16 protein-coding genes are annotated in these 20,542 nt (G+C 63.5%); 7 read left to right on the forward strand and 9 right to left on the reverse strand.

What is annotated here, in order from left to right; genetic code table 11:
• Nucleotides 1–57 precede the first annotated feature (57 nt).
• From DKY63_RS00350 to DKY63_RS00370, 5 genes are all read left to right on the forward strand, one after another.
• Entirely contained in the window at nt 58–1,020 is a 963-nt protein-coding gene (locus tag DKY63_RS00350; RefSeq protein ID WP_110962256.1) for a LysR family transcriptional regulator, read from the forward strand.
• Nucleotides 1,021–1,184: 164 nt separating this feature from the next.
• Nucleotides 1,185–2,732 (forward strand): UxaA family hydrolase, encoded by a 1,548-nt coding sequence (locus DKY63_RS00355; RefSeq protein WP_110962257.1) that lies wholly within the window; start codon nt 1,185–1,187, stop codon nt 2,730–2,732.
• A 49-nt stretch (nt 2,733–2,781) separates the two neighbouring features.
• A complete protein-coding gene (locus DKY63_RS00360) occupies nt 2,782–4,362 on the forward strand; it encodes an aldehyde dehydrogenase (NADP(+)) (protein WP_110962258.1) in 1,581 nt (526 codons plus the stop codon).
• 16 nt (nt 4,363–4,378) lie between these two features.
• Nucleotides 4,379–5,434, forward strand: coding sequence for an Ldh family oxidoreductase (locus DKY63_RS00365; RefSeq protein WP_110962259.1), 1,056 nt, complete (start codon nt 4,379–4,381; stop codon nt 5,432–5,434).
• Nucleotides 5,435–5,577: 143 nt separating this feature from the next.
• Entirely contained in the window at nt 5,578–6,780 is a 1,203-nt protein-coding gene (locus tag DKY63_RS00370; protein ID WP_110962260.1) for a fumarylacetoacetate hydrolase family protein, read from the forward strand.
• 66 nt (nt 6,781–6,846) lie between these two features.
• Here DKY63_RS00370 and DKY63_RS32830 read toward each other — a convergent pair whose 3' ends face one another.
• Nucleotides 6,847–6,969 carry a hypothetical protein gene (locus DKY63_RS32830; RefSeq protein WP_275428073.1) on the reverse strand — a complete coding sequence of 41 codons (123 nt, stop codon included), beginning with the start codon at nt 6,967–6,969 and terminating at the stop codon, nt 6,847–6,849.
• Nucleotides 6,970–6,972: 3 nt separating this feature from the next.
• Between DKY63_RS32830 and DKY63_RS00375 the strand changes: the two genes are divergently transcribed.
• Nucleotides 6,973–8,283, forward strand: a complete 1,311-nt coding sequence (locus DKY63_RS00375) for an MFS transporter (RefSeq protein ID WP_110962261.1) — start codon at nt 6,973–6,975, stop codon at nt 8,281–8,283.
• Nucleotides 8,284–8,411: 128 nt separating this feature from the next.
• On the opposite strand, the gene DKY63_RS00380 is transcribed toward DKY63_RS00375, so the two are convergent.
• The 4 genes from DKY63_RS00380 to DKY63_RS00395 all read right to left on the reverse strand — a co-directional run bounded on the left by DKY63_RS00380 (nt 8,412) and on the right by DKY63_RS00395 (nt 14,981).
• Entirely contained in the window at nt 8,412–9,389 is a 978-nt protein-coding gene (locus DKY63_RS00380) for a helix-turn-helix domain-containing protein (RefSeq protein WP_110962262.1), read from the reverse strand.
• A gap of 96 nt (nt 9,390–9,485) precedes the next feature.
• Nucleotides 9,486–11,576 (reverse strand): caprolactamase subunit alpha, encoded by a 2,091-nt coding sequence (gene capA, locus DKY63_RS00385; protein WP_110962263.1) that lies wholly within the window; start codon nt 11,574–11,576, stop codon nt 9,486–9,488.
• 38 nt (nt 11,577–11,614) lie between these two features.
• The gene (gene capB / locus DKY63_RS00390) at nt 11,615–13,360 is read right to left on the reverse strand and encodes a caprolactamase subunit beta (RefSeq protein WP_110962264.1); all 1,746 of its coding nucleotides are present in this window, start codon (nt 13,358–13,360) and stop codon (nt 11,615–11,617) included.
• 259 nt (nt 13,361–13,619) lie between these two features.
• Nucleotides 13,620–14,981 carry a purine-cytosine permease family protein gene (locus tag DKY63_RS00395; RefSeq protein WP_110962265.1) on the reverse strand — a complete coding sequence of 454 codons (1,362 nt, stop codon included), beginning with the start codon at nt 14,979–14,981 and terminating at the stop codon, nt 13,620–13,622.
• A gap of 307 nt (nt 14,982–15,288) precedes the next feature.
• Between DKY63_RS00395 and DKY63_RS00405 the strand changes: the two genes are divergently transcribed.
• Nucleotides 15,289–16,902, forward strand: coding sequence for a mechanosensitive ion channel family protein (locus DKY63_RS00405; RefSeq protein WP_110962267.1), 1,614 nt, complete (start codon nt 15,289–15,291; stop codon nt 16,900–16,902).
• A 113-nt stretch (nt 16,903–17,015) separates the two neighbouring features.
• On the opposite strand, the gene DKY63_RS00410 is transcribed toward DKY63_RS00405, so the two are convergent.
• The 4 genes from DKY63_RS00410 to DKY63_RS00425 all read right to left on the reverse strand — a co-directional run bounded on the left by DKY63_RS00410 (nt 17,016) and on the right by DKY63_RS00425 (nt 20,527).
• Entirely contained in the window at nt 17,016–18,587 is a 1,572-nt protein-coding gene (locus DKY63_RS00410; RefSeq protein ID WP_110962268.1) for an arylsulfatase, read from the reverse strand.
• 212 nt (nt 18,588–18,799) lie between these two features.
• Complete coding sequence (locus tag DKY63_RS00415; protein WP_007974186.1) at nt 18,800–19,624, reverse strand: SDR family NAD(P)-dependent oxidoreductase; 825 nt, start codon at nt 19,622–19,624, stop codon at nt 18,800–18,802.
• Nucleotides 19,625–19,654: 30 nt separating this feature from the next.
• A complete protein-coding gene (locus DKY63_RS00420; RefSeq protein WP_110962269.1) occupies nt 19,655–20,071 on the reverse strand; it encodes a MaoC family dehydratase in 417 nt (138 codons plus the stop codon).
• Nucleotides 20,072–20,086: 15 nt separating this feature from the next.
• Nucleotides 20,087–20,527, reverse strand: coding sequence for a MaoC family dehydratase N-terminal domain-containing protein (locus DKY63_RS00425; RefSeq protein WP_110962270.1), 441 nt, complete (start codon nt 20,525–20,527; stop codon nt 20,087–20,089).
• Nucleotides 20,528–20,542 lie beyond the last annotated feature (15 nt).

Genomic DNA, 20,542 nt, shown 5'->3' on the forward strand with positions numbered 1-20,542 from the left:
CGCGAGCAGGCTCGCTCCTACAGGGGCAGGGAAATCACTTTCAAGAGGCCTGACCCAATGCCGTCGGACATCACCCATTCCAGCTTCTGCAACTGGGTACGCTTCAAGCACCTGGTGCTGATCGACACCCTGGCGCGCACGCGCAACATGCACGCCACGGCGGCGCACATGAACCTCAGCCAGCCAGCCTTGAGCAAGATGCTGCGCGACCTGGAGGAACAATTCGGCTTTGCCCTGTTCCAGCGTCTGCCACGCAGCATGCCGCCCACGGAGTTGGGCGAACATGTGGTGCGTTACGCCCAGGCCGCGCTGGCCGATTCGCACACCTTCGTCGACCAGGTGAACCGGCTGCGCAAGGGCGGTCATGGTTTTCTCAAGGTGGGCGGGATTTTCGCCGCGACCTCGGTGGTGCTGCCCCAGGCCATCGCGGCGATCAAGGCGCGCAGCCCGTTGTTGTCGATTGAGGTGGTGGAGCAATCCAGCGATCACCTGCTGGAAATGCTCGAACAGAACAAACTCGACCTGATAATCGGCCGCTTCACCGAAGAGCGTTACAGCCAGGTCTTCGACTTCCAGCCGCTGGAGCCCGAGCCCTTCAGTCTGGTGGTCAACAGCCGGCATCCGCTCAACGAACTGGACAGCACGCCGCTCGAATCCCTGGGCCAGTGGCCGTGGGTGCTGTACCCGGTCGGCACGCCGATTCGCAATCGTCTGGAAGTGGCGTTCCGCGCCGCCGGCATCGCCTCCCCGGCGGACAGCGTCGATACCACCTCGATGCAGATGTTCCTGCAGTTGCTGCAATCGGGCCCGATGATCGCGATGTTGCCCCGGTCCATGGTGGCGGCGCAGTTGGGCAATGGTCAGTTGAAAGAGTTGCAGAGCCCTTTGCACCTGGCGCCGCTGGAGTACGGGGTCATCACCCGCAAGGACGAACCGCCGGCGGGTTCGGCGCGGGAGTTCGTCGAGATCCTGCTCGATTGCGCGCGCCAGCGCCGGGAAGAGGGAGTGCAAAGCGATTGATTAAAACCTCGCAATAAGTCGTTTTGATAACCATTGGTTATCGATTGATCGGATCATCTCATTGGGATTATCGGGTCTGGCTCCCTACAGTGAGCGCAGATTCGCCCGTCACCGAACGGGCGGCGCCATAACAAGAAGTCAGCCGTAGCGCCCTGAGAGGTCCCATGCAACTGATTGCCCGAACCGGCACCGGCGATGCTGCCGTGATCCGCCTCAACCCCCAGGACAACGTACTGATTGCACGCCAGGCCCTGCCTGAAGGCCTGAGCCTTGAGGCCGAGGCGATCACCGTGCGCCAGCCGATTCCCTCCGGCCACAAGGTCGCTACCCGGCGCGTGGAGCCAGGCCAGCCGCTGCGCCGCTACGGGCAAATCATCGGGTTTGCCTCGCAAGCCATCGAAGCCGGTGATCACGTACATGTGCACAACGTGGAGATGGGCGACTTTGCCCGTGACTACGCCTTCGGTGTCGACGCCCACGCCATGCCGGCTACCGAAGCGGTGTTCCAGGGCATCGTGCGGGCCGATGGCCGCGTCGCGACCCGCAATTACATCGGCATCCTCACCTCGGTGAACTGCTCGGCCACCGTCGCCCGGGCCGTGGCCGATCATTTTCGTCGCGACATTCACCCGCAAGCGCTGGCCGATTACCCGAACATCGATGGTGTGGTGGCCCTGACCCACGGCGCCGGGTGTGCCGTCGATCCCAGCGGCGAAGCCCTTGGACTGCTGCGTCGCACCCTGGCGGGCTACGCCGTGCATCCCAATTTCGCCGCCGTGCTGATCATTGGCCTGGGCTGCGAGACCAACCAGATCGAAAGCCTGCTCGAAAGCCAGGGCATGCAAGCCAGCGATCAACTGCGTGCGTTCACCATTCAAGGGCTGGGTGGCACGTCGAAAACCATCGCCAGCGGCATCGAACAGGTCAAGGCGTTGCTGCCCAAGGCCAATCAGGTGAAACGCGAGCCGGTCAGTGCGCGCCATCTGGTGGTCGGCCTGCAATGCGGCGGCTCGGATGGCTATTCGGGCATTACCGCCAATCCGGCGCTGGGCAATGCCGTCGACCGTCTGGTGGCGGCGGGTGGCACCGCGATCCTCTCGGAAACCCCGGAAATCTATGGCGCCGAACACTTGCTGACGCGCCGCGCGGTGAGCCGCGAAGTGGGGGAGAAACTCATCGCGCGCATCCACTGGTGGGAAGACTACTGCCGGCGCATGAACGCCGAACTGAACAACAACCCTTCGGCCGGCAACAAGGCCGGTGGCCTGACCACCATTCTCGAAAAATCCCTGGGCGCCGTGGCCAAGGCCGGCTCCAGCAACCTGGTGGATGTCTACCAGTACGCGCAACCAGTCCGGGCCAAGGGCCTGGTGTTCATGGACACCCCGGGCTACGACCCGGTCTCGGCGACCGGGCAGGTGGCCGGTGGCGCCAACCTGATCGCCTTCACCACCGGTCGCGGCTCGGCCTACGGCTGCGCGCCCGCACCCTCGATCAAACTGGCCACCAACAACCGGGTGTTCGAGCACCAGGAAGAGGACATGGACGTGAACTGCGGCGGCATCGCCGACGGTTCCACCAGCATCGAGGAACGTGGCGCCTACATCTTCGAACAGATGCTGCGCATCGCCTCCGGTGAACGCAGCAAGAGCGAGCAGCACGGTTACGGGCAGAACGAGTTCGTGCCCTGGCAGATCGGTGCCGTCACCTGAACGACGGACCTGAGCGACAGCCCTGCAACTTTCACAAGGTGAACACTTCATGCACGTAAGCGGATTCAACTTTATCGCGGGGCAGCGCAGCGCCCTGGGCGATACCCTGGTCTACAGCGTCGACGCCCATACCAGCGAGCGCCTGCCGGGTGCGTTCCATCAGGCTACTTTGGCGGAAGTCGACGCGGCGGTGGCGGCGGCCAGCGCGGCTTTCCCGCTGTTTCGCAACCTGGCGGCCACCCGTCGCGCCGAATTCCTTGAAGCCATCGCCGATGAACTCGATGGCCTGGGCGAGGATTTCATCGCACTGACCTGCCGGGAAACCGCGCTGCCGAGCGCGCGCATTCAAGGTGAGCGCGCCCGCACCAGCGGCCAGATGCGCCTGTTCGCCCAGGTGCTGCGTCGCGGCGATTTCTACGGTGCGCGCATCGACCGGGCCTTGCCGGATCGCACCCCGTTGCCACGTCCGGATCTGCGCCAATACCGTATCGGCGTGGGTCCGGTGGCGGTGTTCGGAGCCAGCAACTTCCCGCTGGCGTTCTCCACCGCCGGTGGCGATACCACCGCTGCACTGGCCGCCGGCTGCCCGGTGGTGTTCAAGGCACACAGCGGCCATATGGCCACGGCCGAGCGGGTGGCCGAAGCGCTGATCCGTGCCGCCGAACGCACCGGCATGCCGGCGGGCGTGTTCAACATGATCTTCGGTGCGGGCGTCGGCGAGGCGCTGGTCAAGCACCCGGGCATTCAGGCGGTGGGCTTTACCGGCTCGCTCAAGGGCGGTCGTGCCCTGTGCGACATGGCGGCCGCCCGGCCGCAACCGATCCCGGTGTTCGCCGAGATGTCGAGCATCAACCCGGTGCTGGTCCTGCCCCAGGCCCTGGAAAACCGTGGCCCGCAGATGGCCAGGGAATTGAGCGCCTCGGTGGTGCAGGGCTGCGGCCAGTTCTGTACCAACCCCGGCCTGGTCCTGGGCATCCGCTCGCCGGCGTTCAGCCAGTTCATCGAGTGCCTGACCGGGCAGATGGCCGAGCATGCGCCGCAAACCATGCTCAATGCCGGCACGCTGGGCAGCTATGGCAAAGGCGTGCAGGCATTGCTGGCACACCCGGGCATCAAGCACCTGGGCGGCCTGGCGCAAACCGACAACCAGGCGCAGCCGCAACTGTTCGAGGCAGATATCCGCCTGTTGCTGGAGCAGGATGAGCTGCTGCAGGAAGAAGTCTTCGGCCCGTGCACCGTGGTGGTCCAGGTGGCGGACGAGGCCGAACTGCTGCGCGCCGTCGCTGCCTTGCGCGGGCAACTGACGGCCACATTGCTGGCGGACGACGAGGACCTGATGGCCTTCGGTCACCTGTTCGGGATGCTGGAAGAGAAGGTCGGCCGGGTGTTGCTCAATGGTTACCCGACCGGCGTCGAAGTCTGCGACGCGATGGTCCACGGCGGACCCTATCCGGCGACTTCGGATGCACGCGGCACTTCGGTCGGCACCCTGGCGATCGATCGCTTCCTGCGCCCGGTGTGCTACCAGAACGTCCCCGACGCGCTGCTGCCCGATGCCTTGAAAAACGCCAATCCACTGGGGCTGCAACGCCTGGTCGATGGCCAATCCAGCACTGCTGCCCTGAATTGATCACGGAGTCGCCAGCATGACCCAAGCCAAAGGCTACGACGTACAAACCCTGAGCGGGTTCGTCGAGCAACTGTTTGAAAAGAGCGGGGCCGACGCCGAAGTGGCCCGGGTGGTGACCCGGGTGTTGCTCGAAGGCGAGCTGCTGGGCCACCGCACCCACGGCCTGAATCTGGTCAGCCGCTACATCGGCGGCATGCAGAGCGGGGAGGTCAAGGCCAAGGCCCAGTTGCTTGAGCAGGTCTCGGACAGCGGCATTTCCAGCCTGTTCGACGGCCACTATGTACTCGGCCCTTATTGTGTCAGCCGGGCGCTGGACAGCGCGGCGAAAGGCGCGAGCGAGCAGGGCATCGGCATAGCCGTGGTGCGTCGCGCCTCGCACATCGGTTGCCTGGCCGCCTACCTCAAACCCTTCACCGATCGCGGTCTGGTGGCGATGGTGTATTCCTCCGATCCGTCGGTGGGCATCGTCAGCGCCCACGGCGGCATCGACCCGATCTACACGCCCAATCCGATTGCCGCCGGCATTCCGACCCGGGGCGAGCCGATTCTGCTGGATGTGAGCATGTCCACCGTGACCCTGGCCATGGTCGGTCAGTGCCGTGACACGGGCACTCGCTTGCCGCACCCGGTGGTGATGAGCAACGAAGGGCAGGTGAGCGATGACCCGAGCGACTTTTTCACCACGCCACCGGGCAGCATCCTGCCGTTGGGCGGCGAGGCGTTCGGGCACAAGGGTTTTGCCCTGGCGCTGCTGGTGGAGGCGCTGACCTCGGGGCTGGCTGGACACGGACGCAAGGACGGCCCGGATCAGTGGGGCGCGTCGGCCACCGCCGTTGTGATCGACCCGCGTTTCTTCGGCGGGTTGGAAGCCTTCACTGAGGAAAGTTCGTTCCTGAGCAAACTGATCCTGGCCAGTCGCCCGATCGACCCGCAACGCCCGGTGCGATTGCCCGGCCAGGCGGGCCTGAAACTGCGCGCGCAAGCACTGGAGCAAGGCTTGAACCTGACACCGAAAGTGCTCGATGAACTGAACCGCACGGCCCGGCAGCTGCAATTGCCCGAGCTGCCCTGATCCCCGTTTTCCCCCTGTAGGAGCGAGCCTGCTCGCGATGGACGTCAACGATAACGCTGGCAGCCTGACACCCCACGGTGTTCGGACCTCCATCGCGAGCAGGCTCGCTCCTGGTCATGCATTCACAGAACAAGAGAGCTGACATGACAAACCCACTTGTGCCCCAGAGCAATGACCTTTCCGTTTTCCACACCGGCAGCTGGGTCGGGCGTGTCTGGCTGCCCGATCAGGGCCCGGCCGTGGTGCTGGTCAAGGCCGGTGCCGTGCATGACATCAGTGCCCATGTGGCCACGGTCTCGGCGCTGCTTGAGCTAGCGGACCCCGTGGCCTGGCTGCGCGCATTGCCCTTGGGCGACGCCTTGATCGAGTTGCCGGCGTTGCTGCAAAACAGCGACCCGAACCTGCGCGATGAAAGCCTGCCGTGGCTGCTGGCACCCATCGACCTGCAGGCGGTCAAGGCCGCTGGCGTGACCTTCGCCACCAGTCTGCTGGAGCGTGTGGTCGAGGAGCAGGCCAAGGGCGACCCGGCCAAGGCCGATGCGATCCGCGATACCCTGGCCAGTCGCATCGGTGCTGACCTGTCGCAGATCGTCCCCGGCTCGGCCCAGGCCGAGGCCCTGCGCAAGGTCCTGATGGAGCAGGGGCTGTGGTCGCAGTATCTGGAAGTCGGTATCGGCCCGGACGCCGAGATTTTCACCAAGGCTCAACCGCTGTCGGCGGTGGGCCACGGCGCCGACATCGGCATTCATCCCAAGTCGAGCTGGAACAACCCGGAACCGGAAGTGGTGCTCGCGGTGTCGAGCAACGGCACGGTGCAGGGCGCCATGCTCGGCAATGACGTCAACCTGCGCGACTTCGAAGGACGCAGTGCCTTGCTGCTGTCCAAGGCCAAGGACAACAACGCCTCGACTTCGCTGGGGCCACTGTTGCGTCTGTTCGACGAGACCTTCAGCCTGGATGACGTGCGCAACGCTCAGGTGGATTTGCGCGTGGAAGGCCAGGACGGTTTTGTGCTGCAGGGCCGCAGCTCGATGTCGCAGATCAGCCGCGACCCGCTGGATCTGGTCCGGCAGACGCTCAATGAAAACCATCAGTATCCCGACGGCCTGGTGCTGTTTCTCGGTACTCTGTTCGCCCCAAAGCAGGACCGCGACCAGCCGGGCAGCGGATTCACCCACAAACCGGGCGATCTGGTCACCATCAGCAACCCGCAACTGGGCGCCTTGTGCAATCGCGTGACCACCAGCGATCTGGCACCGAGGTGGGATTTCGGTTTGCGTTCGCTGATCGACAGCCTGGCTCGGCGAGGCTTGCTGGATGCGGCAGTGAAGGCACGCCAATCCTGAAACCGAACCTGATCCTGTAGGAGCGAGCCTGCTCGCGATGGACGCCAGAACACCACGGGGTGTCAGTCAGCCCGCGTCATCGTTGACGACCATCGCGAGCAAGCTCGCTCCCACAGGGGGCATTGCAACCAACATGATTTTTGTTTTACCCGGCATCGAAACCGCTTCAATAACAATAATAAAGGCCATCAGATGAACACACTGAAGAAGTACCAAAGCATCACCGTCGTCTTCCTGCTGTTGATCGGCATCGTCAACTACCTGGACCGTAGCGCGCTGTCGATCGCCAACACCTCGATCCAGAAAGACATGATGATCAGCCCTTCGCAGATGGGCATCCTGCTGTCGGCGTTTTCCATTGCCTACGCCTTCGCGCAGTTGCCGATGGGCCTGATCATCGACCGCCTGGGCAGCAAGATCGCCTTGGGTGCCTCGCTGCTGGCCTGGTCGGTCGCCCAGTCGGCGTTCGGCATGGTCAACAGCTTCGCCGGCTTCATGGGCCTGCGGGTGGTGCTGGGAATTGGCGAGGCGCCGATGTTTCCCTCGGCGGCCAAGGCCCTGTCGGAGTGGTTCGATGCCAACGAGCGCGGCACCCCGACCGGCATCGTCTGGTCCTCGACCTGCCTGGGCCCATGCCTGGCGCCGCCCTTGCTGACCCTGTTCATGGTCAACTTCGGCTGGCGCGGGATGTTCATCATCACCGGCGTACTCGGTGTTGCCCTCGCCCTGTGCTGGTTGACCTTCTACAAGAGCAAGGCGCAGTACCTGGCCGAGCTGGCGGCTGAAGGTAAACCGCTGCCGAGCGAGCACAAGGCACAGGTGGTGCAAGCGCGGGAACCCAAGGTGTCGTACTTCGCCGGCTGGCTCGATCTGTTCAAGCATCGCAGCACCTGGGGCGCGGTACTGGGCTTCATGGGCGTGATCTACATGCTGTGGCTGCACCTGACCTGGCTGCCCGGCTACTTCGAGCGCGAACACGGCATGAACCTGTACAAGACCGCCTGGCTGGTGTCGCTGGCCTACGGTTTCGGTGCGGTGGGCACCATCGTCGCCGGACGCTTCTGCGACCTGCTGGTGCGCCGTGGCATGAGCATCCTGGCCAGTCGCAAGTTCGGCGTGATCACAGGTCTGGTGCTGGCTGCGCTGTTCACTCTGCCGCTGTCGTTTGGCCCCGGGCTCACCGGTTGCATCATCCTGCTGTGCCTGGCGCTGTTCAGCATCAACATGGCCAGCGCCACGGCCTGGATGATCGTCAACACCATCGTCGAGAGCCGCCGGGTGGCCTCGTTCGGTTCGATCCAGAACTTCGGCGGCTACATCGCCGGTTCCGTCGCACCGATCGTCACCGGCTTCAGCATCGAGTACTCGGGGTCGTTCAATACCGCGTTCATGATCAGTGCGGTGGTGGCGCTGTGTTCGGCGCTGGCGTACTTCCTGCTGCTCAACGCACCGGTGAGCGCGGCCCAGCCTCGGCCTGAGCAAGTAGTCGGCGTCACCGAATAACCCCCAACCCTGTAGGAGCGAGCCTGCTCGCGATGGACGTCAACGATAACGCGCCCTGTCTGAATGACTGCGTTGTCCAAGCGTCCATCGCGAGCAGGCTCGCTCCTACAGTTAATACGTTTCGCCGATCAAGAGGTCACGGCAGCGGGTGAACGGGTCGCACCATTACGCACTTCCCGCGCGGTGCAGCCGAAATGCTGGCGGAAGCTGCGGGTGAATTGGGCCTGGTCGCTGAAGCCCCAGCGCATGGCCAATTCACCGATCGACAGGTGGCAGTTGGGGTCGTGCAGGCCACGGTGGACTGCTTCGAGGCGGCGCAGGCGGATCCATTCGCCGAGGCTGTAGGGCGTGCTGCTGAAGAGTTTGTGCAGGTAGCGCACCGACAGGCCGCACGCGTCGGCCACCCCTTGCGGTGACAAGTCGGGATTACCCAGTTGCTTGTCGACGTACTGTTCGATGCGCTGCAAATGCATGGCCGCCAAATTCGAACTTTCACTGCTGAGCACGCGTTCGTCTTCGCGCAGGGCCATCAGCAGGGTCGACAGGGCCTGGTCGAGCAGCATGTGCCGGGCGGTTTCGTTGCATTCATCGAAACGGGCGGCGCACATGGCCAGTTGATCAACGAAAATCCGTCCCAAGGCACGCCGGGCATCGAAGCAGAAACGCGTATAGCGCTCGGCGCCACGCAGTTGTCCGTGCAGCGCCCGTTCGGGCAGTTTGAACACCCACAGGTCGTTGTCGCAGGCGTAGTGAAAGCGGTAGGGCGCGTCGCCGCGCTCGAAGATGAATCCGCCCGGCTGGCAATGCAGGGCGCGACCGTCTTGCTCGAAATGCACTTCGCCACGCCGGGGCACGGTCACCAGGTAGCAGGCTTCGCGGTCTTCACTGACTTGCGCCTTGCTGCGCGAATAGCCCAGTTGGCTGGAGCGCAGGCGCGACAGGGTCAGCGGGGTGCTGCCGGTTTCCCAGATCTGCAGGCTGCCGCTGAAGCGGCCTCCGGGGGCGAATTCCAGGGACAGCGGAAAATAGGCACTGGCGATCGCCTCCGCCCAGAGCGGCTGGCGCTGGCTGTCGGACCAGGCGCGGGTGGAGAGTTTGTAGGCCATGGCTGTCCTCGTATGATTTTTATTATGAGGACGGTGCCGTGGCTCAAAGCCGCCGGCACCGTTGGTTTGCCATCATTTGCCATTGCTGGCGGGTGGTCAATCGTCAGGCGTCAGCCGGTAAGTGGCCGACGGTGCCAGCGTGGCCTGCCAGCCCGGCGGCACGACGATGTTGGTCGTCGACTCTTCGATCACGCACGGTCCCTTGACGGTCTGCCCCGATTGCAGGTGCTCACCGTTGTACACCGGCGTGTCCTGCCACGCCGTCTGGGCGCTGAACAACATGGAGCGGTGAGCGCTGGCCTTGGGCGCGACGTTGTCCTCAGGTTGCGCCAGTTCCGGCATCGGCGGGCGTTGCAGCCGTGCAATCACTGAGCATTCGAGGTTGACCAGTTCCGCCGGGCTCTGCGGCTCGCTGTAGGAGAACAGCGCCTTGTGCCGGGTATGGAACGCCTCGCGCAAGGCGACCAGGCCAGCATGATCCAGCTGATCGCAGGTCAATTCGACACTGCACTCGTGGACCTGGCCGAGGTAGCGGATTTCCAGGTTGTAGTGGCATTCGACGTTATTACCGGCGCCGAAGCCATCGTCGCGCAGGTTGCCCATGCCACGCTCGCGCAGCTCGCGCAACGTGCGGTTGAGCAGGGGCAGGTCGACCAGATCGTCGTCCAGGCGCATCGGCAGGGTGGTCAGCTGGTCGTAGCGGATGTCCGAGAGAATCTGCCCGTAGGCGCACAGCCCGGAGGCCACTTTCGGGATCAGCACCACCTTGCTGCCGATCTCCTCGGCCAGGCGCATCACGTGCATGCCCGCCGCGCCGCCAGCGCCGATCAGCGCGAAATCCCGTGGGTCATAACCGCGCTCCACCGAGACCCGGCGAATGCCGCTGACCATGTTCAGGTTGACCAGGGTGATGATGCCAATGGCGGCACGCTCGACGCTGATGCCCAGCGGCTCGGCGATTTTGCTGCGGATCGCCTCGATGGCCGCCTTGCGGTTCAGACGAATGCTGCCGCCCAGCAGGGCGCCGTCGGCCAGGTAGCCCAGGGCGAGGTTGGCGTCGGTCACGGTCGGCTCGGTGCCGCCCTTGCCGTAGCACACCGGGCCCGGGTTGGCGCCGGCACTGCGCGGGCCGACCTGGAGCATGCCGAAGTCATCGAGGTAGGCAATCGAACCGCCACCGGCGCCGAGGGTTTCCACCTGGATCATCGGCACGCCGATGCGATAGCGCAGGAAGTCGGTGTCCTTGCTGAAGTTGGTGCGCCCCGATTTGCTCAAGGTGATGTCGAACGAGGTGCCGCCCATGTCCACGGTGATCACGTTGTCGATGCCGAACGGCTGGGCCACGCACAGGCCGGCCTGCGGTGCGGAAGCAGGGCCGGAGTTGATCGCGTTGACCGCGCGCTCACGCATCACCACGCCCGGCGCGAGGCCGCCGTTGGATTGGAAGTAGCGGGTGGGCTGTTGCGCGCCGAGCTCTTCGAACAAGGCATCGATGCGTTCGATGTAGCGCCCCATCACCGGGCTCAGGTAGGCGTTGACCACGGTGGTGGAGGTGCGGGTGTACTCGCGGATCTGCGGGAACACTTCATTGCCGGTGCAGACGAAAACGCCAGGCAATGCCGCGCGCACCATCTCGGCGGCGCGTTGTTCGTGGGCGGGGTTGCGCACCGACCAGACGAAGGAAATGGCCACGGCCTTGACCTCCTGCTGGCGGAAGTACTCGATGGCTCCAAGGATGGCTTGTTCATCGAGGGGCGCGTGTTCACTGCCGTCACTCAGGATCCGCCCCTTAACGGGCCGGCGCAGATGCCGGGGCACCAGCATGTAGGCCGGCGGGTAGGTGGCATCGTAGCGATGGCCGTCTTCCTTGTGGCCCAGGCGGATTTCCAGGCTGTCTTCGTGGCCGTCGGTGCACAGCAGGCCGACCTTGACCCCGGTTTTTTCGATCAGCGCGTTGAGGGCCACGGTGGTGCCGTTGATGCACAGATCGCAGTCGCCAATGATCTCGGCCGGCGTGCGGCCGATGGCATCGGCGATCTGCGCCAGGCCATTGCGGATGGCCAGGGTGCCGTCCTGTGGCGTTGAAGGGGCCTTGAACAGCTGCACGTTGCCGCTGCGATCAGCGAGGATGAAATCGGTGAAGGTGCCGCCGGCGTCGATGCCCAGACGATATTGTTGCTTGGTCATGATGAGGGTTCCAGATTGCTCAAAGGGGCCGGGGTCGATCAGCGAAGGTCGCGGCAGGCACGGGTGGCGGCGTCATCCAGCTGGCCGTCGGCGTCGATCACCACACCGTATTCCAGGCGCGCGCCTTCTACGGATACCAGGCCGTCGCGCACATCGTTCAGCACGCTGGCGATCGGGCGGCGCAACGGATTGCCGTAGCCACCGCCGCCGGGGTTGACGTTGATTACCCGTTCCCCCGGTTGCGCGGTGATTTGCGCGTTATGGATGAAATGCTGCTCCTGGCCGTCGGCCTTGCGGTGAATCAGCCGGCCCAGCTTGGGTTCCAGCAGAACGTTAGTCGCGCCTGCCGCACCGGAGGTCGGCAGTTGCCGGCCCTCGCCGAAACCGACCACGGTCATGCCGTGGTTCAGTGGTTCGATTTCGATGCGGGTGCCCGAGCCGCCGCGAAATTCGCCGGCACCGCCGCTGTCGGTCATCAGGCTGTAGCGGTGAATCAGGATCGGGTAGGAGTACTCCAGCAACTCGATATCGCCGGACATCAACGCGCCGAAACAGCACAGCGGACCGCACGCCGGCCAACCGTCCATGGCCTTGTTTGCCCCGGCGCCGGAGATGATCGAAGCCAGCACCATGGTCACGTATTCGTCGTTGTTGTTGCGCGGATCGTGGCCGGCGATGTTGATCCCGCTGGCATGGCCCCAGGAGGCGGTGACGCGATCCGGCGCGGCCTGTTCCAGCGCCTGGCGCACCGCGTCGGCGAGGGTTTCCATCGGCGTGGTGGTGCTGTTGACGTGGGGTGCCGGTTCCCGGGCGTTGCACAGGGTGCCCGGCGGGCCGAGGTCGACGGACACGCAGCGGTACAGGCCTTCGTTGTAAGGCGGCGGGACCTGGGCAAACATCATCAGCCCCAGGTAAACCCCGGACACCGAGTTGCCGGCGTAGGAGTTGATGAAGTACGGCACCTGCGGCGGGCTTTCGATCAGCACGTGGGCTTCGTCGCCGCGGATCTCCACTTGCGCGGTGATCGACAATTGCCCCAGCCCGTGACCGGAATCTTCCAGCACGGCGGTGCCGGTGTAGACACCGTCCGGCACATCACGCAACAGGGCGCGCATGTGCCGGTCGGCCATGTCTTTCAATTCGGCGATGCAGGCGCGCACCTGTTCCACGCCGTAACGGTCGAGCAGTTCCAGCAGGTGCCGTTCGCCGACGTTGCAGGCACCGTACTGGGCATTCAGGTCGCCTTCCTGATAGGCGCGGGCACGCATGTTGGTCAGCAGCAGGTTGATCACGTCCTCGCGGCGCTTGCCCCGGGACCAGAGCTTGACCGGCGGAATGCGCAGGCCTTCGGCGTAGATCTCCTTGGCGTCCGGGTTGTAGCCGGCGGGTACCGGGCCGCCGATGTCGGTCAGGTGGCCTTTGCACACGGTCCAGAACACCAGCTCGCCTTTGTAAAAGACCGGCTTGTACATGCAGCAATCGAGGATATGGCTGCCCTGATAGGCGGGGTCGTTGTGGTAGATCACGTCGCCTTCCTCGATGCCATCGCCGAAGAACCCGGCGACGCATTTCATCGCCGGAATCAGCGAGCCGAGGTGGATCGGGATGTCCTGGCCTTGCAGGATCATTTCCGGAAGGTGGTCGAAGAGGGCGTTGGAGTAGTCGTGAGCCAGGTTGAAAACGCTCGAACGACCGGTTTTCTCGAGGGTGATGGTCATTTCGCGCTGGGCGGTTTCGAGCGCGCCCCGCACAACGGCCAGGGTGATCGGATCTACTGTACTCATGGGTCACCAGAACTCTTGTTGTTATCGAATGCCACGCCACAAAACTACGCGCCGGAACCGGTGGCTGGCTTGGCGCACGGTGCACTGGTTTTTGATGCGTAGTGCATTGCAGTTGCTGGCGGTGCGCCTGTGGGAGCAAAGCTTGCTCGCGATAGCGGTGGTTCAGTCGACATTGAAGCTGGATGGAACTCAGTCATCGCGAGCAAGCTTTGCTCCTACAGGGTATGTGCAGCAGCGCTCCTGCAGGGGCCGCAGGGAATCAGGTGTAATTGGCCCGCACGAACCAGCTGCGCCGGGCGTTGTTGAGCAGCAGCCAGTAGGCGCTGAAGGCGCTGATGAAGGTCACCGGTGCCGACCAGGTGGCCAGGGTCGGGTGACCGCTGTTGAGCAGGGCGATACCGAGTGCGGCGGCGAGGAACCATGCACCCAGGCCACAGGGGTTGAAGGCACTGACCCGGTCCACCTCGTACTCGATGCGGTCCTGGAACAGTTGGCTGTAGCGAGGCGAGAAGATGTGCGCCAGGGCAATCGCGACCCAGGCCACCACAAAGATGCTCTGGTACGACAGCGCCTGCAGGATGTAATCGAACACGTTCAGGCGCATCAGCGTGTACACCAGCGCGCCAACGGCCACCGCCCACACCACATAGGGCACTCTGCCCAGCCCGACGCCGCCGAAGAACGCCTGCATATTGGTCGCGGCAAGGTAGAAATTCGCCGAGTTGATTCGCGTCTGGCTGACCCAGACAAAAACCAGGCCCCAAAAGCCCATCAGTTCGATGATCGCCATCACCACCGACACCTCGCTCAGGCCGCCCGACGTGGGAATGGTCCCGGCCAGGAAGATGCCGACCAGGCCGTTGATCAAAAAGGTGAAGGTGTAGAAGGGCAGGCCGAAGTTGAAACGGGCGTGATAGCGGGCGTCTTCCCGGCGACCGAAGCGCGCGTAGTCCCAGGTGTACATCATCAGGATCCACACACCCATGAAGTAGCTGAAGCAATCCCACCAGCCGTTTTCGACCGGACCGCTCGCCGGGCCCATTTGCAGCCATGCGCTGCTGTAGCCGTATTGCCCGATGGTCATCACCACCAGGGCGACCAGGCCGAGCAGATAGAAGGGCAGCAGGGCGCCGTTGAGCTTGTCCATCCAGCTCTGCACGCGACCCAGAATCAACGGCACGCTGTACAGCACCACCAGCAGGTAGGCCTGATTGATCGACAGGCTCGGCACATAGTGCTGGATCGCAATGGCAATCACCGAGCCTTCGAAGACGCTGTAGTAAGTGGCAGTGGCGAAGAAAATCAGGGTGGCCAGAACCGCGCCCTTGCGCCCGAACAACACCCTGGAAAACAGCGCGACCGACAGCCCGGTCTTGATCGCATAGCGGGCAATCACCGCGTTGATGGTCGCGTAAGTGACCACCGACAACAGCAGGCCGATGATTGCGTTTCGGGTGCCAAAGGTCATGGCCAGCGTGGCGGACACCACCAGCCAGAACATCGCGCTGCAGATGCCCCACCAGGCCATCGTCAGCGAACCTTTGTGCATGCGGTGTGAGGCGGGAACGGCGACCACCGAATAATCGGTGCTGTCGCCCTGTTTCTGGAGGAAGGCGGCCATGGTTCTTCTCTTGTTCTGGGATGAAGAACCTTGATGGTAAGAGGGCCATGGCGGTGGAAGATTGCTGTTGGCGGCCCTGTTTTTTGTCGTTGAGTGAAGTCCACCACCAGCCCCCTGTAGGAGCGGGCCTGCTCGCGATGGTCGTCAACGATAACGTTGGCAGCCTGACACCCCGCGGTGTCCTGTCGTTCATCGCGAGCAGGCTCGCTCCTACAGGGATCTTCGCCCCGATCTGACAACCGCTCATCGCTGAACTACGCTGCCTTCTAACCTCTGTGCTCACCCCTGTGAAGTAAGGAATAGACGCATGCGGAGCAGGTTGCCTGCCTTATTGATCATCGTTTTCAGCGTGTTCTGGTCAGCGCTGCTGTGGGCTGAAGACACGGCCAAGCCGATAGAAGATCCCGTCGAACTGAAAGTGGCCAACCGCAGCATCATGGTGTTTCGCGCCACGCTGCTCGGCGAGGCACCGGCGACGCGGGTCAAGCGGGCCAAGGCGGTGATTGGCGAAGCCCTGGATGAATCCGACGATTTACAGGTCACGGTTGATCCGATCCAGGACAGCTACCTGGTGCTGTTGGGCGCCAAGCGCGCCTTTATCGTGGCGCCCAAGGATGTAGACGATCTTGAATACGCTTCTGTCCAGCAGGCGGCGGAGGGTGCGGCCGGGAAGTTGCGTCAGGTAGTGGCCGAAACCCGGGAGGCGCGAAGCCTGCACCTGATTCTGCGCGCGCTCGTCGCGGCGGCCATCGCCACGCTGGTGTATTTCGCGATGCTCTGGGTCGTGGCCTTCATTCGACGCCGATTGCTTCAGTGCCTGCCTGAATTGATGGACCGCCACACCCGCGCACTGAAAGTCGGGCGGGTGCAGGTGCTTGAGGCCAACTACCTGTATCCGCTGGTCATTCGCCTGTTCGGGCTGTTGCGATGGCTGATCCTGGCGCTGTTGACCTACGAGTGGCTGGGGTTTGTCCTGTCGCGGTTCCCCTACACCCGGCCCTGGGGCGAAAGCCTCAACAATTACCTGCTGGAAGTGGCCGGTTACCTGTTTCAGGCGATCATTGGCGCCATCCCTGGACTGGGCGTGGCACTGGCGATCTTCTTTATCGCCCGGGGCGCGACGGCCTTCAGTCGCCGCGTGCTGCGGCGCATGGCAACACCGGGAACCTTCAACTGGCTCAACCAGGAAACCCTGCAACCGACCCAGCGCCTGACTTCTCTGGCGATCTGGCTGTTTGCGTTGGCGATGGCCTATCCGTATCTGCCCGGCGCGGGCACCGATGCGTTCAAGGGCCTGTCGGTGTTGATCGGCCTGATGATTTCCCTTGGCGCCACCAGCGTGGTCGGCCAGGCGGCGGCGGGGTTGATCCTGACCTACACCCGAACGCTGCGCCCCGGCGAGTTCGTGCGCATTGGCGAGTACGAAGGCACGGTGACGGAGCTTGGCATGTTCACCACCAGCATCCGCACCGGTCTTGGGGAAGTGCTGACGTTGCCCAACTCGATGATCACCGGCACGGTCACCAAGAACTATTCGCGTACCGTGCAGGGCCCCGGCTATGTCGTGGATACCGTGGTGACCATCGGCTACGACACGCCGTGGCGTCAGGTGGAGGGTATGTTACTGGAAGCCGCCCGACGCACTCCCGGCATTCTTGAGAATCCGCCGGCCCAGGTGTTCCAGACCGCGCTGTCGGATTTCTATCCTGAATATCGCTTGGTGGCGCAGGCCATCCCCAGCCAGCCCCGGCCCCGGGCCGTGCTGCTGAGCATGCTGCACGCCAATATCCAGGACGTGTTCAACGAGTACGGCGTGCAGATCATGTCGCCGCACTATCTGGGCGATCCGGAAGAGGAAAAGCGGGTGCCGAAGGACAAGTGGTTCACGGCACCGGCAGAGCCGCCAAAAGACGAATTGTGATGATTACCTGTGGGAGCGAGCCTGCTCGCGATGAGGGAATATCAGTCGACATCATCGTTGACTGACCCACCGCTATCGCGAGCAGGCTCGCTCCTACAGGGGGGGACCAGTGATCAGGGTTTTGCCTGGGCTCTGTTTTTCTCTTCGATTTTCGCGTCCACCGCCGCCCGGATCTGGTCGATGCTGAAGCTGGCCGGCTTCTGGCTCGGTGGGTACTCGACGAAGGTTTGCAGGAACCTCGCGGCCTTGGCCACTCCGGCGGCGAGCAAATACGAGTTCTTCACGGTCCAGTCGTAATACTGGTCGGACACCAAATCGGCCCGCTCATACGGGTCCATGCGCAGATTGAACAGCTTGGGCACGCGCAACGGCACGAACGGGCTGCTCCACACCGCAAAACCACCAGGTTCGCGCTGTTCGGCGAACACCACCTTCCAGTTGTCATAGCGCATGGAAACCAGCACGCCGTCGTCGTTGAAGTAGTAGAACTCGCGACGCTCACCCTTTGGCTTTTGCCCGGTCAGGTACGGCAGTTGGTTGTAACCGTCCAGGTGCACCTTGAAACTGCTGCCGCCGGCCGTCGGCGACCAGCCCTTGAGCAGCTTGTCCTTGACCTCGGCGTCTCCCGCCGCCGCCAGCAGGGTCGGGAACCAGTCCATGCCCGAGAACATCTCATTGGACACTTCACCGGCCTTGATCTTGCCCGGCCAGCGCACAATCGCCGGCACCCGGTAGGCACCTTCCCAGTTGGAGTTCTTCTCATTGCGAAACGGCGTGGTCGCCGCGTCCGGCCAGGAGAACTGGTTCGGGCCGTTGTCGGTGGTGTAGACGACGATGGTGTTGTCGGTGAGCTTCAGGTCATCGAGGGTCTTCAGCAGTTTGCCGACGTCGCCGTCATGCTCGAGCATGCCGTCGGCGTAATCGTTGCCGGGCATGCCGCTCTGGCCCTTCATCGACTCGCGCACATGGGTGAACAGGTGCATGCGGGTGGTGTTCATCCAGACAAAAAATGGCTTGTCGGCCTTGGCCTGCTTCTCGATGAACGCTTGCGCGGCGGCGGTGGTTTCGTCGTCGATGGTTTCCATGCGCTTGGCGGTCAAGGCACCGGTGTCTTCGATCTTGCCGTCGGCGTAGCTGTGGATCACGCCACGGGGCGTGCGCGACTTGACGAAGTCCGGGTCGTCCTTGGGCCAATAGGCGCGCTCCGGTTCTTCCTCGGCGTTGAGGTGGTAGAGGTTGCCGAAGAACTCGTCGAAACCGTGGTTGGTCGGCAGGAATTCATCCTTGTCGCCCAAATGGTTCTTGCCGAACTGGCCGGTGGCGTAGCCCTGGGACTTGAGCGCCTGGGCGATGGTGATGTCGCGTTTCTGAATACCGATGGGCGCACCCGGGACGCCGACCTTGGTCAGGCCGGTGCGTAGCGGGGACTGGCCGGTGATGAATGACGAGCGCCCGGCGGTGCAACTGTTTTCCGCGTAGTAATCGGTGAACAGCATGCCTTCATGGGCGATACGGTCGATGTTCGGCGTCTTGTAGCCGACCACGCCCATGGAATAGGCGCTGATATTGGTCTGGCCGATGTCATCGCCGAAGATCACCAGGATATTGGGTTTTTCGGCCGCGGCGGCGGTTGCCGAAATGACGGCCAGGGCGATTGCCGGCAGCCACGTTGTCATGCGAGTCATCTGACTGGCTCCTTGTTGTCGGGCGTCGCGAAGGGCGAACAAGGGCCATGTTCAAAGGTGGGCTGCAAAAACGCGCCACCCGGATCAGGTGGCGGAACACACATCCCCTGCAGGAGCGAGCCTGCTCGCGAAAAACGCCCGGACACCGCGATCATTCAGGCAGGTCGCGTCATCGTTGACGTCCATCGCGAGCAGGCTCGCTCCCACAGTGTTTATTGCAGGTTGCCCGCCACCGCGATGGTCTGCGCAGTGATGTAGTTCGACTCCGGCGAGCAGAACAGGTACACCGCGTCAGCCGCTTCCTGCACCGTGCCCGGACGGCCCAGCGGGTTGCGCTGGGCGAAGGACTTGGCCGCCTCCGGGCTGATGCCGACGCGGATGTCGCGACCTTCGATGTTCACTGTCGCACCGGCGTGGGCATCAGCCTTGGTCATGCGGGTTTCGATGAAACCGAAGGCCACGGCGTTGACGTTGACCTTGAAGCGCCCCCATTCGCGCGCCAGGGCGCGGGTCATGCCGATCACGCCGGCCTTGGCCGAGGAGTAGTTCATCTGCCCGGCGTTGCCGTTGAGGGCCGACACCGAGGAAATGTTCACCACCTTGCGGAACACTTCGCGCTCGGCGGCGGCATCCGCCTGGGCCTGGGCCTTGATGATCGGGTAGGCGGCTCGCAGGATGCGGAACGGCGCGGTCATGTGGCAGTCGAGGATCGCGTACCACTGCTCGTCGCTCATCTTCTGGATCACGTCGTCCCAGGTGTAGCCGGCGTTGTTGACGATGATGTCGATGGCGCCGAAGTTGTCCATCGCGGTCTTGACGTAGCGGTCGCCGAAATCCGGGGCGCTGACGTTGCCGTGGCACACGGCGGCTTCACCGCCCAGCTTGCGAATCATTTCCGCGGTCTCGTGGGCCGGGTCGGCGTCCAGGTCGTTGATCACGATGCGCGCGCCTTCGCTGGCCAGTTTCAGGGCGATCTGCTGACCGATGCCGCGACCGGAACCGGTGACCAGTGCGACTTTGCCTTCGAGTTTTGCCATGGGGTGTTGCTCCTCAATTCCTGGGTTTGTTTACAGAGCGATCACGGCGTCACCAACGATCTTGGTCTCGCCGTATTGGTTGGTGGTGCGTACTTCGACCTTGATCCGTTGCTCGCCGTCGATCTCGAAGCGGTCAACCACGGTGCCGGTGCAGGTGATCTGATGGCCCAGGTGGGTGATGCCGAGAAAGCGCACGCCAAATTCGCGCAACTGGCGCTGATCGACCCATTGGGTCAGCAGGCGGCCGAGGTAAGCCATCGACAACATGCCGTGGGCGAACACGTCGGGCATGCCGGCTCTACGTGCGTAATCGGTGTCGATGTGAATGGCGTTGTGATCCCCCGAGGCACCGGCGAACAGGGCCAGGGTGGTGCGGTTGATCGGTGGCAGGGCCAAGGGCGGCAGGCTGTCGCCGATGTTGATTTTTTCCAGGCTTATCGCGTTCATCAGGTTCTCTCCGCTTCAGCTGTTGCGCTGCACAAGCACGCTGCGCAAGTCCGCGACGTGCTCGCCATGCTGATTGGTGACGCGGGTTTCGCGGACCACGAACTCCAGGGCGCCGCCTTTCTTGTCGTAGATGTGGGCGATGCGCACATCGAAGCGCAACGTGTCGCCGGCGTAGGCCATGCGGTGATAACGGAAGGACTCTTCACCGTGCAGGATGCGTGCGGTGACGATCCCCAGTTCGTCGCGCCAGGCGTTGGACGGGATCTGGAACTCCAGCGAAAACAGGAAGGTCGGCGGCAACGGCAGGTTGGGGTAACCGGCGTCGCGGGCGGCCTGTTCGTTGAAATAGATCGGGTTGGTTTCCCCGGTGGCCTTGGCGAAAAAGCGCAATTGCCCGGCTTCGGCGGTGGCGAGGAAGGTCGGCAACTGTCTGCCGATGTGTTTCTTGTCGATCATCCGGATGGCTCCTTT

The organism is Pseudomonas putida, from assembly GCF_003228315.1.
In the GTDB taxonomy this organism is placed as follows: domain Bacteria; phylum Pseudomonadota; class Gammaproteobacteria; order Pseudomonadales; family Pseudomonadaceae; genus Aquipseudomonas; species Aquipseudomonas putida_S.

Coding starts and splice junctions, on each gene's coding strand:
- DKY63_RS00350 (WP_110962256.1), top strand. CDS start 58: ATGCCGTCGGACATCACCCATTCCAGCTTCTGCAACTGGGTACGCTTC.
- DKY63_RS00355 (WP_110962257.1), top strand. CDS start 1,185: ATGCAACTGATTGCCCGAACCGGCACCGGCGATGCTGCCGTGATCCGC.
- DKY63_RS00360 (WP_110962258.1), top strand. CDS start 2,782: ATGCACGTAAGCGGATTCAACTTTATCGCGGGGCAGCGCAGCGCCCTG.
- DKY63_RS00365 (WP_110962259.1), top strand. CDS start 4,379: ATGACCCAAGCCAAAGGCTACGACGTACAAACCCTGAGCGGGTTCGTC.
- DKY63_RS00370 (WP_110962260.1), top strand. CDS start 5,578: ATGACAAACCCACTTGTGCCCCAGAGCAATGACCTTTCCGTTTTCCAC.
- DKY63_RS32830 (WP_275428073.1), bottom strand. CDS start 6,969: ATGGCCTTTATTATTGTTATTGAAGCGGTTTCGATGCCGGGTAAAACA.
- DKY63_RS00375 (WP_110962261.1), top strand. CDS start 6,973: ATGAACACACTGAAGAAGTACCAAAGCATCACCGTCGTCTTCCTGCTG.
- DKY63_RS00380 (WP_110962262.1), bottom strand. CDS start 9,389: ATGGCCTACAAACTCTCCACCCGCGCCTGGTCCGACAGCCAGCGCCAG.
- capA (WP_110962263.1), bottom strand. CDS start 11,576: ATGACCAAGCAACAATATCGTCTGGGCATCGACGCCGGCGGCACCTTC.
- capB (WP_110962264.1), bottom strand. CDS start 13,360: ATGAGTACAGTAGATCCGATCACCCTGGCCGTTGTGCGGGGCGCGCTC.
- DKY63_RS00395 (WP_110962265.1), bottom strand. CDS start 14,981: ATGGCCGCCTTCCTCCAGAAACAGGGCGACAGCACCGATTATTCGGTG.
- DKY63_RS00405 (WP_110962267.1), top strand. CDS start 15,289: ATGCGGAGCAGGTTGCCTGCCTTATTGATCATCGTTTTCAGCGTGTTC.
- DKY63_RS00410 (WP_110962268.1), bottom strand. CDS start 18,587: ATGACTCGCATGACAACGTGGCTGCCGGCAATCGCCCTGGCCGTCATT.
- DKY63_RS00415 (WP_007974186.1), bottom strand. CDS start 19,624: ATGGCAAAACTCGAAGGCAAAGTCGCACTGGTCACCGGTTCCGGTCGC.
- DKY63_RS00420 (WP_110962269.1), bottom strand. CDS start 20,071: ATGAACGCGATAAGCCTGGAAAAAATCAACATCGGCGACAGCCTGCCG.
- DKY63_RS00425 (WP_110962270.1), bottom strand. CDS start 20,527: ATGATCGACAAGAAACACATCGGCAGACAGTTGCCGACCTTCCTCGCC.